Here is a 12,908-nt window from a genome sequence, read left to right as displayed (position 1 = left end):
GACTATCAATATGCTGACCTGGCTGCAGCGCGACGACCTGTCGTTCCCCCCGCTCGAAAAAGCCATGCGCGATCCCAACGGGCTTCTCGCTGCAGGAGGCGATCTCTCGCCTGAGCGTCTACTTGCAGCCTACCGTCACGGCTGCTTTCCCTGGTACCAGGAAGGACAACCGCTACTCTGGTGGTCACCCGACCCACGCACCGTCCTCTACCCCGAAGAACTGCATGTCTCACGCAGCCTCGGCAAGAAGTTGCGACAAGGTGCATTCAGCATCACCTTCGACAAAGCGTTTAGAGACGTCCTTGAAGGCTGTGCCGGCCCACGGAATTACACCGACGGCACCTGGATCACCCTACCGATGCAAGAGGCTTATCTAAAGCTGCATCAGCTCGGCATCGCCCACTCAGTTGAAGTCTGGCAAGACGAACGGTTGGTCGGAGGCCTCTATGGCCTCGCAATGGGTCGACTATTCTTCGGCGAATCAATGTTCAGTCGAACGACCGACGCGTCCAAGGCGGGATTCGTGACATTAGTGGAACGTCTCCGCGACTGGGAATTCAAATTGATTGACTGCCAGATGCACACGCAACACCTAGCCAGTTTTGGCGCGAGAGCCATACCACGCCAGACCTTCGCCAAGACGCTAGCCCACTATCTGGATGAACCCAGTACGGCCCGATGGGAGCCCTAGTCGACGAAGCCAAGCTGACCTACACTGATTTCAAGATTTTCGAGAGCTGCCCATGACTTCACTGGCTCGTCTCAAGTTCTACGCAACACAGCCTCACGCCTGCAGTTATCTGCCCGACGAGCAGGCCACTACGCTCTTCCTCGACCCCAGCCAGCCGATGGACGTACAGGTGTATGCAGAGCTGTCCGAAATGGGCTTCCGGCGCAGCGGTGACCATCTCTACCGCCCACACTGTCAACGCTGCACCGCTTGTATTCCAGCACGGATACCCGCCGACGGGCTGCAACTCAATCGACAGCAGAAACGTATCCTCAAGCGCAACGCGGACCTTACCGTCACCGACGTCCGCCCTTCGTTCACCGAGGAGTACTACGCGCTCTACGCAAACTATATTGAACAGCGCCATGCTGACGGTGATATGTATCCGCCGAGCCGAGATCAGTTTCATACCTTTCTGGTTCGCGATCTGCCGTTTTCACGATTCTACGAGTTTCGCCTGGAAGGACGCCTGCTTGCGCTGGCGGTGACGGACCTCCTGCCCAACGGTTTGTCCGCTGTTTACACCTTTTACGACCCCAGCGAGGAACGTCGCAGCCTAGGCCGCTTTGCAATTCTCTGGCAAGTTGGTGAGGCGGCCCGACTAGGGCTGAAGGCGATCTACCTGGGATACTGGATCAAAAACTGCCGCAAGATGAACTACAAGACTGAATACCGACCAATCGAGCTGTTGGTTAACCAACGCTGGATAACTCTAACCTGAGCTCTTGGCTCTCGGGGCCCTTTCAGGCACAATACTTGCCGCTTTTACCCGGGCATTCTTCGCACCGGGTCTATCATTGGACACCGAGGGCTTTACTGAATGTCGAAAGAAGACAGCTTCGAAATGGAAGGTACTGTCGTCGACACCCTACCCAACACCATGTTTCGTGTGGAGTTGGAAAATGGGCACGTCGTTACTGCGCACATCTCCGGAAAGATGCGCAAGAACTACATCCGGATTCTTACCGGTGACAAGGTTCGCGTTGAACTTACGCCTTACGACCTGAGCAAAGGCCGCATCACTTACCGCGCCCGCTGACAGGACGCGAGCATGAACGCCCGGCATCGACCGGGCTTTTTTGTTGGCGGTCGCGCAACGGAGCGATCCAACTCGCCCGGTTGCGTCACCAGGTACGGAGCCGCGCTTCTCCTGGATAGGCGCCCCGCCGTCACCATTAACAGAAACGCCCGGCGATACCGGGCGTTTCTGTTTCGGTGCGTCAATGTGTTAGGCCAGCTCGGCAGACGTTTCGAAGTCGAAGTACGGCTCGCCATCACGTATGTCGATGTGCACCACGCCACCGTGCTCAGCCAGCTCCCCGAACAAAATCTCCTCAGCCAGCGGCCGCTTGATTTTGTCTTGGATCAGACGAGCCATTGGCCGCGCGCCCATTTGCACATCATAGCCACGCTCAGCCAACCAACCACGAGCCGCATCCGAAACCTCAAGCGTGACGTGCTTATCCTCAAGCTGCGTCTGCAGCTCAATGAGGAATTTGTCGACAATGCTCTTGATGACTTCGTGGCTGAGGCGGCCAAACTGGATGATCGTGTCCAGGCGGTTCCGGAACTCCGGTGTGAAGCTCTTCTTGATCACTTCCATCGCATCTGAAGCGTGATCCTGATGCGTGAAGCCAATAGAAGCTCTGGCCGCGGTTTCCGCTCCGGCATTGGTCGTCATGATCATAATCACGTTACGGAAGTCAGCCTTGCGGCCGTTGTTGTCCGTCAGGGTGCCATGATCCATAACCTGCAAAAGCAGATTGAACACTTCAGGATGCGCCTTCTCGATCTCATCTAGAAGCAGGACGCAGTGCGGCTGCTTGGTGATCGCCTCCGTCAACAACCCGCCCTGATCAAAGCCAACGTAGCCTGGCGGCGCACCGATGAGCCGAGACACGGTATGACGCTCCATGTACTCCGACATATCGAAGCGGACAAGCTCTATGCCAAGCGCCCGCGCAAGCTGCCGAGCTGCTTCTGTTTTACCGACTCCGGTAGGGCCGGCGAAGAGGAACGAGCCTACCGGCTTATCTGGAGCCTTTAGCCCTGCACGCGATAGCTTGATCGCCGTGGACAGTGAATCGATCGCGTCATCCTGACCGAATACGGTCAGCTTCAAGTCACGCTCCAGATTGCGCAGCAGCTCCTTGTCTGAGGTGCTCACATGCTTTGGGGGGATGCGCGCAATCTTCGCGACGATGTCTTCAACCTGCTCGACGTCTATCCGTGAGACGCGCTTGTCTTCAGGCTGTAGACGCTGATATGCGCCCGCCTCATCAATTACATCGATTGCCTTGTCCGGCATGTGCCGGTCATTGATGTACCGAGAAGCGAGTTCCGCTGCAGCGCGAAGCGATTCGTCGCTGTACTCAATATTGTGGTGCTGCTCGAAGCGACCCTTCAAACCTCTCAAGATACCGATTGTGTCTTCAACGGACGGCTCTGAAACATCGACCTTTTGGAAGCGACGCGCGAGCGCCCGATCCTTTTCGAAGATGCCACGGAATTCCTGAAAAGTGGTGGACCCAATACAGCGGATCTCCCCAGATGACAGCAACGGCTTGAGTAGATTTGACGCATCCATCACACCACCCGAGGCGGCCCCAGCCCCGATAATGGTGTGAATTTCATCAATGAACAGCACAGCCTGCGGACGCTTGCGAAGCTCGTTCAAGAGCGCTTTGAAGCGCTTTTCGAAATCCCCTCGATACTTCGTGCCGGCCAACAAGGCGCCAAGATCGAGCGAATAAACCACGCTATTGGCGAGCAGCTCGGGCACTTGATTGTCGACGATGCGCTTGGCGAGGCCCTCAGCAATAGCTGTTTTACCTACGCCGGCCTCACCAACCAGCAACGGGTTGTTCTTGCGACGACGAGCCAGAATCTGAGCGACTCGCTCGACCTCATGCTCACGGCCGACTAGCGGATCGATACGACCCTGACGAGCCAAGTCATTCAAATTGCTTGCATAAGCATCGAGCGGGTTGCTCGCTGTAGAGGATTCACCGCCCTCCTCATCCTGCATTTCCGCGTCGCCATCAGGATTGCCATTGTTACCCGGCACCTTGGAAATACCATGAGCGATGTAATTGACGACATCGATGCGAGCCACGTTCTGCTGCTTTAGCAGGAATACCGCCTGGCTTTCCTGCTCGCTGAAGATCGCAACCAGCACGTTGGCTCCAGTAACCTCACGCTTACCCGAACTCTGGACATGAAAGACCGCTCGCTGCAGTACCCGCTGAAAGCCCAGAGTTGGCTGGGTTTCACGCTCGTCATCATGCTGTGGAATCAATGGTGTCGTGGAGTCAATAAATTCCTGAAGGTCGTGACGCAGTTTATCGAGGCTGGCTCCGCAGGCGCGCAAAACCGTTGCGGCCGCTTCATTGTCCAGCAGGGCTAGCAGAAGATGCTCAACCGTCATGAATTCATGACGTTTGGTGCGCGCCTCCTTGAAAGCCAGATTCAGTGTGACTTCGAGCTCACGGTTCAACATAGCTTTCACCTCTTACCCAGCAGTCGGGTTTAACCGTCCTTCTCGATCTCACAAAGCAACGGATGCTGGCATTCCCGTGCATATTGATTGACCTGCATTGCTTTGGTTTCAGCGACGTCGCGCGTATAGACGCCACAAACGGCCCGCCCTTCGGTATGAACCGCCAGCATGATCTTGGTGGCCAGCTCCCGATTGTGATTGAAAATTCCCTCGAGCACCTCCACGACGAAATCCATCGGCGTGTAGTCATCATTAAACATGACAACTTTGAACATCGGTGGTGCCTTCAGTTGCGGCTTGGCTTCTTCGACCGCCAGGCCAGAAGAATCGTCGTCCGACGGCTTCGGACGATCCTGATTGAATGTTAGTCGAATCTTGGGAAATGCACGCATGCGTATAACAGTTCTAGATCGGGGCGCCGAGGCCGGGTAAATAGAAGGGCTTCACAGCCACCTGACGAGTCGCCTTGACTATCGGCAAAACGATGATACAAACAGTATGTGCCACAACGGCAACGGGCTGCGCATGTGGGCCATGTGCTGCATCAGCGCGGAATGAAATGGATGTTACTCCAGTGATGGACTCCTTTGCAGAGGGATAACAGCATGCTAAGCGGTAAGGTCAAGTGGTTCAACAACGCTAAAGGCTACGGATTTATCGTAGCAGACGGCGGCGATGAGGACCTGTTCGCCCACTACTCGGCCATTCAAATGGAAGGGTACAGAACTCTGAAAGCTGGGCAAGCGGTCATGTTCGACATACTGCAAGGTCCCAAGGGCCTACACGCAACCAACATACGGTCGCTGCAAACCACTGCGGAGGCAGTTGCGCCTGCCTCTCAGGGCTCGACCGTAGACGCCTGACGCTAGGCAACAAAAAGGCCGATCACTGATCGGCCTTTTTGTGTTTCTCCCGAACAGTTACATGTGGGAGATCATGGCGTCGCCAAATTCAGAGCAGGACATAAGCTTCGCGCCGTCCATCAGGCGCTCGAAGTCATAAGTCACTGTCTTGGCAGCGATAGCGCTTTCGGTCGACTTGATAATCAGATCCGCCGCTTCCAGCCACCCCATGTGACGCAGCATCATTTCCGCCGAAAGGATCAGCGACCCAGGGTTGACTTTGTCCTGACCCGCGTACTTTGGCGCGGTGCCGTGCGTGGCCTCAAACATGGCAACCGTGTCCGAGAGATTGGCGCCCGGCGCGATACCGATGCCGCCTACTTCCGCCGCCAACGCATCGGACAGGTAGTCGCCGTTCAGATTAAGGGTTGCAATAACGTCGTACTCGGCGGGACGCAGCAGGATCTGCTGAAGCATTGCATCAGCAATGGCGTCCTTGACGACGATATTCTTTCCTGTGGTGGGATTCTTGAATTGCATCCACGGGCCACCGTCCAGCAACTCGGCACCGAACTCGTCGCGTGCCACCTCGTAGCCCCACTCTTTGAATGCGCCTTCGGTGAACTTCATGATGTTGCCCTTGTGCACCAAGGTGACCGAGCTACGGTCATTGTCAACTGCATACTGCAGTGCCTTACGCACCAGCCGCTTGGTCCCTTCCAGCGAAACCGGCTTGATACCGATACCGCAGTTTTCAGTAAAGCGGATCTTCTTGACGCCCATTTCTTCAGTTAGAAACTTGATGACCTTTTCGCACTCAGGGGAACCGGCCTTCCACTCTACGCCCGCGTAAATGTCTTCTGAGTTCTCGCGGAAGATGACCATGTCCACATCGGCAGGCTTCTTCACTGGGCTAGGCACACCGGTAAACCAGCGAACCGGACGCTGACATACATAAAGATCAAGCTCCTGACGCAGCGCGACGTTCAACGAGCGAATGCCGCCCCCGACCGGAGTGGTCAGCGGCCCCTTGATCGACACCACAAAATCACGCACTACATCCAGGGTTTCCTTGGGTAGCCAGGTGTCCTGGTCATACACCTGCGTCGCCTTTTCACCTGCATAGATCTCCATCCAGGCGATCTTGCGCTCACCGCCGTAGGCCTTCTCTACGGCAGCATCGACTACCTTGATCATCACTGGGCTGATGTCCACGCCAATACCGTCACCTTCTATATAAGGGATGATCGGATTGTTGGGTACGTTCAGAGTGTTATCGGTATTGACGGTGATTTTGTCACCGTTGGCAGGCACCTGGATCTTTTGGTATCCCATGCTGGACTCCGTTTTGTGGTTAAACATTAAACAGTGGTCATCTTCGAAGAGTAACCCAGTTGAATCGGCCTAAACCATATGTTCGTTCGTCGTATGGCCAGGGCATTCTTTGACAACGGGCGTCGGTGATATACTGCTTAGGTGACTAACGAGTCATGAGAGGCAGCCGATCTTTGACGAGATCCTTGCCTTTGCACCGCCAGGCTGCCAACCGCAGCCGGTCGGATCAAACACTCAACACTCCAGTGGTGCTGCATCCAACATCATCGCGGCGAACCTCGAGACTGGCACGGCTGACGCAGCCAGGGCGCCTACCTGCGCACTTCGAGTTTCTGTGCACGCTCAGCAAGAGAGAGTCAACTCTACATGTCCACCCGCTCGAAGATTATCTACACCTTCACCGACGAAGCCCCGGCGCTGGCCACCTACTCGCTTCTGCCAATTGTAGAAGCCTTTGCCGCCTCCGCTGATATAGCCGTCGAAACACGTGACATCTCTCTCGCAGGGCGCATTCTTGCAAGCTTTGCTGACCAGCTGGATGCCGATAAAGTAGTAGACGATGACCTGGCCAAGCTTGCCGAGCTGACGAACCAGCCGGACGCCAACATCATCAAGCTGCCCAACATCAGCGCCTCCGTACCTCAGCTCAAGGCTGCTATCGCCGAACTGCAAGCCTTGGGCTATAACCTCCCCAACTTTCCAGAAGATCCGCAAACAGAAGCGGACAAGGAAGTGCGTGCACGCTACGGCAAGGTGCTCGGCAGCGCGGTAAACCCCGTCCTGCGAGAAGGAAACTCTGATCGGCGCGCACCAGCGGCCGTTAAAGCCTTCGCTCGCAAGCACCCGCACTCTATGGGCAAGTGGAGCAAGGCGTCGCAGTCGCATGCGGACTACATGCGCGGCGGCGATTTCTTCTCCAGCGAACAATCCATCACCATGGAAGCAGCCGGCGATGTGCGCATCGAGTTTGTCGGCAAGGATGGTAACGTCGAGGTCAAGAAGCAGCTTTCGCTACAAAAAGGCGAAGTGCTCGACGGCATGTTCATGAGCTGCAACAAGCTGCGCGAATTTTTCGAGCAAACGCTGCAGGATTGCAAAGAAACCGGCGTTATGTGGTCACTGCACGTCAAGGCGACCATGATGAAAATCTCGCATCCGATCGTCTTCGGCCATGCCGTTAGCGTTTACTACAAGGACGTCTTCGACAAGTACGGCGAGCTCTTCAAAGAACTGGGCGTTAATCCGAACAATGGAATCAGCAGCGTCTACGACAAGATCAAGTCGCTGCCCGACTCCCAGCAGGAAGAGATCCTTCACGACATCCACGCCTGCTATGCCGAGCGTCCTGAAATGGCGATGGTTGACTCTGTCAAAGGCATCACCAACCTGCACATCCCGAGTGATGTGATCGTCGACGCCTCCATGCCCGCCATGATCCGCAATTCGGGTCAGATGTGGGGCAAAGACGGAAAGCAGAAAGACACCAAGGCGGTGATGCCGGAGAGCACCTATGCTCGCATCTACCAGGAGATGATCAACTTCTGCAAAACCAACGGCGCCTTTGATCCTGTGACCATGGGCAGCGTACCGAACGTTGGCCTGATGGCACAAAAGGCCGAAGAGTACGGCTCTCACGACAAGACGTTCGAGATGCAAGCGGACGGCATCATGCGTGTCGTGCTGGCCGACGGCACCGTACTGATGCAGCACCCCGTGGAGAAAGGCGACATCTGGCGCGCATGCCAGACCAAAGACGCCCCGATTCGCGACTGGGTCAAGCTGGCCGTGACCCGCGCGCGCCAATCGGATACGCCGGCGATTTTCTGGCTTGACCCAGAGCGCGCTCATGATCGCGAGCTTCAGAAGAAGGTTGAAACCTACCTGCAGGACCATGACATAGCTGGCCTCGACATCCGCATGATGGGCTACAACGAAGCCATCCGCGTCAGCATGGAACGCTTGATTCGTGGCCAGGACACCATCTCCGTGACCGGCAACGTGCTGCGCGATTACCTGACCGACTTGTTCCCGATCATGGAACTCGGGACTTCAGCGAAGATGCTGTCTATCGTCCCTCTTATGGCCGGTGGCGGCATGTACGAAACCGGTGCCGGTGGCTCTGCACCCAAGCACGTCCAGCAGCTGATCGAAGAAAACCATCTGCGCTGGGACTCGTTGGGCGAATTCCTGGCGCTGGCCGTGTCGCTGGAAGAGACCGGCATAAAAACTGACAACGTCAAAGCCAAGCTACTTGGCAAGACGCTGGACGCTGCTACGGGCAAGCTGCTCGACAACAACAAGTCCCCGTCTCGCCGCACCGGCGAACTGGACAACCGCGGAAGCCACTTCTACCTGGCGCTGTACTGGGCGCAGGAGCTCGCAGCACAAACCGAAGACGCCGACCTGCAGGCCCAGTTCGCCCCCCTGGCGAAGCAGCTGAAGGATAACGAAGAAGCCATTCTTGCTGAGCTGGCCGAGGTGCAGGGTAAGCCAGTCGACATTGGCGGCTACTATCGCTCCAACCCTGAGCTGACCAGCAAGGCGATGCGCCCTAGCGCAACGTTCAACGCTGCGCTCGCTGCCCTGGCTTGATCAGGGCTGCTGTTACTGACGCATGAAACTGAACCCCGGCGCTAAGCCGGGGTTTCTTTTTTCGGACGCGCCCAATGCGCTGTCATCGAAGCTCGATAAAATGCAGAGGCCAAAAATGACCTGGCACCCACACATCACCGTGGCGACGATTGTGGAAGCCGATGGCCGCTTCCTCATGGTCGAGGAATCAAAAGGCGGCCGATTGGTACTCAACCAACCGGCGGGACACCTAGAGCCCGACGAGACATTACGCCAGGCGGCGGTACGCGAAACCCTTGAGGAAACCGGCTGGGAAGTCCAGCTTGAGGGCGTAGTGGGAATCTACCTTTACACAGCCCCAAGCAATGGCGTGACCTACCAGCGCGTCTGCTTCTCGGCCTCGCCGATTCGCCATGACTCGCAGCGCGAGCTCGACACCGGCGTTGTCGCCGCCCTCTGGTTGACTCGAGACGAACTGGCCCGGCAACCAGAACGTTGGCGCAGCGAGCTGATTCTTCGCTGTATTGATGACTACCTGACTGGCCCGACCCACGACCTCGCCGTCATCCGTGACTGATCGACCTTAACCGCTGGCTATGCCGGCCTGTTAGAATTGATGTTTTGCAGTTAATCCTGAGTCTTTATGCCTGATTCACCGCTCATTGCCCCTGAAAACCTGCGCGTCATCGTCGGCATGTCCGGCGGCGTCGACTCCTCGGTTTCCGCCCTGCTTTTGCTTGAGCAGGGATACCAGGTCGAAGGCCTGTTCATGAAGAACTGGGAAGAAGATGACGGCACCGAGTACTGCACTGCGCGGGAAGATCTCGCTGACGCTCAGGCCGTCTGTGACCGGATCGGCATCAAACTGCATACAGCCAACTTTGCCGCCGAGTATTGGGACAACGTGTTCGAGCACTTTTTGGCTGAATACAAAGCCGGAAGGACGCCGAACCCGGACATTCTTTGCAACCGCGAGATCAAGTTCAAGGCGTTTCTTGATTATGCCCTCGCGCTCGGCGCCGACCTGATTGCCACCGGACATTACGTGCGACGCCGCGACATTGATGGGCGCAGCGAGTTGCTCAAGGGCCTAGACCCGAACAAGGATCAAAGCTATTTCCTTCATGCTGTTGGCGGCGAGCAGCTGGGCAAGACACTGTTTCCGGTAGGCGAGCTAGAAAAGCCCGCAGTCCGGGCAGTTGCCGAAAAACACGGCTTGGCTACGGCAAAGAAGAAGGACTCGACAGGAATCTGCTTCATTGGCGAACGCCGGTTCAGCGATTTTCTCAAGCAGTATCTGCCTGCTCAGCCGGGCGACATCGAGACGATTGAAGGCGAGATCATTGGGCGCCATCACGGCCTCATGTATCACACCATTGGCCAGCGACAGGGTTTGGGAATTGGCGGCCTTAAGGATGCCAGCGACGAGCCCTGGTATGTTTTGAACAAAGATCTTGAACGCAACGTGCTGGTAGTAGGACAAGGCAATGATCACCCCTGGCTGTTTTCTCGCGCCCTGCTGGTGTCGGAAATTTTCTGGGTCAATCCGATCGACGTGTCCACACCCTTGCGACTCTCAGCCAAGGTTCGCTACCGCCAAAGCGACCAGACCTGCACGCTGGAGCAGACCGATAACGGCTATCGTGCGGTATTCGTGGAGCCGCAACGCGCCGTAACGCCTGGGCAGTCCGTGGTGTTCTATGACGGCGAGGTCTGCCTCGGTGGCGGCGTGATCGAAACTGCAGAGCCCTGGTTCGCTGGAGCCCGCCCATGACGCCGCGACAGGAACAGCTCGTTGCCCTCGGCGCTGTATTCGAAGCGGCGGCACTGGTTGATCGAATAGCCCGAACCGGCCAGGTACCAAACGCTGCCTTGGCAAACCTGCTAGGCAGCCTATTGGTTCGAGAAGACAAGCCTGCTCTGGAAATCTATGGCGGCGATGACTTGAACCTTCGGGAGGGCTATCGAGCCCTGGTCGGCGCACTGGAACGAGACACCAGCAGTCTGCAACGCGAGCCGCTGCGCTACGCGCTGGCGATGATAGGCCTGGAACGGCAACTGGATAAACGTAGAGACCTGTTACAGGTGATCGGTAGTCGCCTGGACCAGATACAGCAGCAGGCCGACCACTTTGGTCTGACGCACGAAAATGTGATCGCCTCATTTGGTGGACTGTACCAAGACACACTTAGCACCTTTCGCCAACGTATTCAGGTCCAAGGTGATATGCGCCACCTTCAGCAGAGCGACAACGCCGCCAAGATCCGCGCGCTTCTGCTGGCAGGCATTCGTTCGGCGCGGCTCTGGCGCCAGCTTGGCGGGCACCGGTGGCAGATGGTATTCAGCCGGCGTAAGTTGCTCGACGAGCTCTACCCTATGCTCCGCTCGGAATAAGCCGCGACAGGTGGCTCGATAAGCAATGTCGCCACTGCAGCAGTCTACCCTTCGCTTTCATGTATAATCTGCGCCCTCTTTTCGTTGCTCGACTGTCCGAGAATGCCCTCTATGCAGCTTTCCTCGCTCACCGCGGTTTCCCCTGTCGATGGCCGCTACGCCGGCAAAACCAGCGCCCTGCGCCCCATTTTCAGTGAGTTCGGTTTGATTCGCTGCCGTGTCCAGGTTGAAGTCCGCTGGTTGCAGCGCTTGGCGGCGCATGCCGGCATTCCTGAAGTGGCGGCCTTCTCGGACGAGGCCAATGCCCTTCTTGATCAGCTTGCCAAGAACTTTCAAATCGAGCACGCCGAACGCGTCAAGGAATTCGAACGCACGACCAATCACGACGTGAAGGCTGTGGAATATCTCCTCAAGGAGCAAGCCAAGCACCTGCCTGAACTGGCCAAGGTCAACGAGTTCATCCATTTCGCCTGCACCAGCGAGGACATCAACAACCTGTCCCATGGACTAATGCTGCGCGAAGGCCGGGACGAGGTGTTGTTACCGCTGATGCGCCAACTGGCGGATGCAATCCGCAGCCTGGCCATCGCCCACGCCGATGTGCCTATGCTCTCCCGCACGCACGGCCAGCCGGCGTCGCCCACCACTCTGGGCAAGGAGCTGGCAAATGTGGTTTATCGTCTCGAACGCCAGATTGCACAGGTGGCGGCAGTACCGCTGCTCGGCAAGATCAATGGCGCCGTCGGTAACTACAATGCCCACCTCTCAGCCTATCCCGACGTTGACTGGGAAGCTAATGCGCGTGAATTCATCGAAAACGATCTCGGCCTTTCCTGGAACCCGTACACGACTCAGATCGAACCGCACGACTACATTGCTGAGCTGTTCGATGCAGTAGCACGTTTCAATACGATCCTCATCGACTTCGACCGCGACATCTGGGGCTACATCTCGTTGGGTTATTTCAAGCAGCGCACTGTCGCTGGCGAAATCGGCTCTTCGACCATGCCTCACAAGGTCAACCCGATTGACTTCGAAAACTCCGAAGGCAACCTCGGCATTGCCAATGCACTGCTCAGCCACTTGGCGAGCAAGCTGCCCATCTCGCGCTGGCAGCGGGACCTGACCGACTCCACCGTACTGCGCAATCTGGGTGTTGGTTTCGCTCACAGCATCATTGCGTACGAAGCCAGCCTCAAAGGCATCGGCAAACTGGAGCTCAACGAAGCGCGCATTGCCGAAGACCTCGACGCGTGCTGGGAAGTACTGGCCGAGCCGATCCAGACCGTCATGCGTCGGTATGCCATCGAAAACCCCTACGAGAAACTCAAGGAATTGACCCGAGGCAAAGGCATCAGCCCCGAGGCGCTGCAGACTTTCATCGAAGGACTGGATATGCCGGCCGAAGCCAAGCAGGAGCTGCGCAAACTGACTCCGGCCGCCTACATCGGCAACGCGGCCGAACAGGCCAAGCGGATCTGAGCGACCCATTTTTTGCACGCCCGGCTGTGCCGGGCGTTTTTATTTGCGGCTCTTG

Annotated in this window: 12 protein-coding genes; 9 read left to right on the top strand and 3 right to left on the bottom strand. The window is 56.9% G+C overall.

From position 1 onward, the window contains the following. The first annotated feature begins 10 nt into the window (after positions 1 to 10). From aat to infA, 3 genes are all read left to right on the top strand, one after another. Complete coding sequence (gene aat / locus CXK96_RS10220; protein ID WP_102836341.1) at positions 11 to 691, top strand: leucyl/phenylalanyl-tRNA--protein transferase; 681 nt, start codon at positions 11 to 13, stop codon at positions 689 to 691. A 52-nt stretch (positions 692 to 743) separates the two neighbouring features. Then, positions 744 to 1,451 carry an arginyltransferase gene (locus CXK96_RS10215; protein WP_102836340.1) on the top strand — a complete coding sequence of 236 codons (708 nt, stop codon included), beginning with the start codon at positions 744 to 746 and terminating at the stop codon, positions 1,449 to 1,451. Between the two features lie 99 nt (positions 1,452 to 1,550). Beyond that, complete coding sequence (gene infA / locus CXK96_RS10210) at positions 1,551 to 1,769, top strand: translation initiation factor IF-1 (protein ID WP_002553999.1); 219 nt, start codon at positions 1,551 to 1,553, stop codon at positions 1,767 to 1,769. 189 nt (positions 1,770 to 1,958) lie between these two features. On the opposite strand, the gene clpA is transcribed toward infA, so the two are convergent. Then, complete coding sequence (gene clpA / locus CXK96_RS10205; protein WP_102836339.1) at positions 1,959 to 4,229, bottom strand: ATP-dependent Clp protease ATP-binding subunit ClpA; 2,271 nt, start codon at positions 4,227 to 4,229, stop codon at positions 1,959 to 1,961. A 29-nt stretch (positions 4,230 to 4,258) separates the two neighbouring features. Further along, complete coding sequence (gene clpS / locus CXK96_RS10200; RefSeq protein WP_102836338.1) at positions 4,259 to 4,621, bottom strand: ATP-dependent Clp protease adapter ClpS; 363 nt, start codon at positions 4,619 to 4,621, stop codon at positions 4,259 to 4,261. 213 nt (positions 4,622 to 4,834) lie between these two features. On the opposite strand from clpS, the gene cspD reads away from it, so the two are divergent. Further along, entirely contained in the window at positions 4,835 to 5,092 is a 258-nt protein-coding gene (cspD, locus tag CXK96_RS10195) for a cold shock domain-containing protein CspD (RefSeq protein ID WP_045426519.1), read from the top strand. A gap of 57 nt (positions 5,093 to 5,149) precedes the next feature. Here the strand turns inward: cspD and icd are convergent, their stop codons facing one another. Then, positions 5,150 to 6,406 (bottom strand): NADP-dependent isocitrate dehydrogenase, encoded by a 1,257-nt coding sequence (gene icd, locus CXK96_RS10190; protein ID WP_102836337.1) that lies wholly within the window; start codon positions 6,404 to 6,406, stop codon positions 5,150 to 5,152. Positions 6,407 to 6,772: 366 nt separating this feature from the next. Between icd and CXK96_RS10185 the strand changes: the two genes are divergently transcribed. The 5 genes from CXK96_RS10185 (at position 6,773) to purB (ending at position 12,853) form a co-directional block, all read left to right on the top strand. Beyond that, complete coding sequence (locus CXK96_RS10185; RefSeq protein WP_102836336.1) at positions 6,773 to 8,998, top strand: NADP-dependent isocitrate dehydrogenase; 2,226 nt, start codon at positions 6,773 to 6,775, stop codon at positions 8,996 to 8,998. A 115-nt stretch (positions 8,999 to 9,113) separates the two neighbouring features. Continuing rightward, positions 9,114 to 9,554, top strand: coding sequence for an NUDIX hydrolase (locus CXK96_RS10180; RefSeq protein ID WP_102836335.1), 441 nt, complete (start codon positions 9,114 to 9,116; stop codon positions 9,552 to 9,554). Between the two features lie 66 nt (positions 9,555 to 9,620). Continuing rightward, positions 9,621 to 10,751, top strand: coding sequence for a tRNA 2-thiouridine(34) synthase MnmA (gene mnmA / locus CXK96_RS10175; protein ID WP_102836334.1), 1,131 nt, complete (start codon positions 9,621 to 9,623; stop codon positions 10,749 to 10,751). Next, complete coding sequence (hflD, locus tag CXK96_RS10170; RefSeq protein ID WP_102836333.1) at positions 10,748 to 11,371, top strand: high frequency lysogenization protein HflD; 624 nt, start codon at positions 10,748 to 10,750, stop codon at positions 11,369 to 11,371. Before mnmA ends, hflD begins: the two co-directional genes overlap by 4 nt. 111 nt (positions 11,372 to 11,482) lie before the next feature. Further along, a complete protein-coding gene (gene purB, locus CXK96_RS10165; RefSeq protein ID WP_102836332.1) occupies positions 11,483 to 12,853 on the top strand; it encodes an adenylosuccinate lyase in 1,371 nt (456 codons plus the stop codon). Positions 12,854 to 12,908 lie beyond the last annotated feature (55 nt).

The organism is Stutzerimonas stutzeri (assembly GCF_002890895.1).
Taxonomy (GTDB): domain Bacteria; phylum Pseudomonadota; class Gammaproteobacteria; order Pseudomonadales; family Pseudomonadaceae; genus Stutzerimonas; species Stutzerimonas stutzeri_AB.
The sequence above is the reverse complement of the archived record's forward strand: the minus strand, read 5'-3'. Positions and strand labels throughout refer to the sequence as shown.

Excerpts from the sequence above, each read along its gene's own strand:
- aat (WP_102836341.1), top strand. The coding sequence starts at position 11 with ATGCTGACCTGGCTGCAGCGCGACGACCTGTCGTTCCCCCCGCTCGAA.
- CXK96_RS10215 (WP_102836340.1), top strand. The coding sequence starts at position 744 with ATGACTTCACTGGCTCGTCTCAAGTTCTACGCAACACAGCCTCACGCC.
- infA (WP_002553999.1), top strand. The coding sequence starts at position 1,551 with ATGTCGAAAGAAGACAGCTTCGAAATGGAAGGTACTGTCGTCGACACC.
- clpA (WP_102836339.1), bottom strand. The coding sequence starts at position 4,229 with ATGTTGAACCGTGAGCTCGAAGTCACACTGAATCTGGCTTTCAAGGAG.
- clpS (WP_102836338.1), bottom strand. The coding sequence starts at position 4,621 with ATGCGTGCATTTCCCAAGATTCGACTAACATTCAATCAGGATCGTCCG.
- cspD (WP_045426519.1), top strand. The coding sequence starts at position 4,835 with ATGCTAAGCGGTAAGGTCAAGTGGTTCAACAACGCTAAAGGCTACGGA.
- icd (WP_102836337.1), bottom strand. The coding sequence starts at position 6,406 with ATGGGATACCAAAAGATCCAGGTGCCTGCCAACGGTGACAAAATCACC.
- CXK96_RS10185 (WP_102836336.1), top strand. The coding sequence starts at position 6,773 with ATGTCCACCCGCTCGAAGATTATCTACACCTTCACCGACGAAGCCCCG.
- CXK96_RS10180 (WP_102836335.1), top strand. The coding sequence starts at position 9,114 with ATGACCTGGCACCCACACATCACCGTGGCGACGATTGTGGAAGCCGAT.
- mnmA (WP_102836334.1), top strand. The coding sequence starts at position 9,621 with ATGCCTGATTCACCGCTCATTGCCCCTGAAAACCTGCGCGTCATCGTC.
- hflD (WP_102836333.1), top strand. The coding sequence starts at position 10,748 with ATGACGCCGCGACAGGAACAGCTCGTTGCCCTCGGCGCTGTATTCGAA.
- purB (WP_102836332.1), top strand. The coding sequence starts at position 11,483 with ATGCAGCTTTCCTCGCTCACCGCGGTTTCCCCTGTCGATGGCCGCTAC.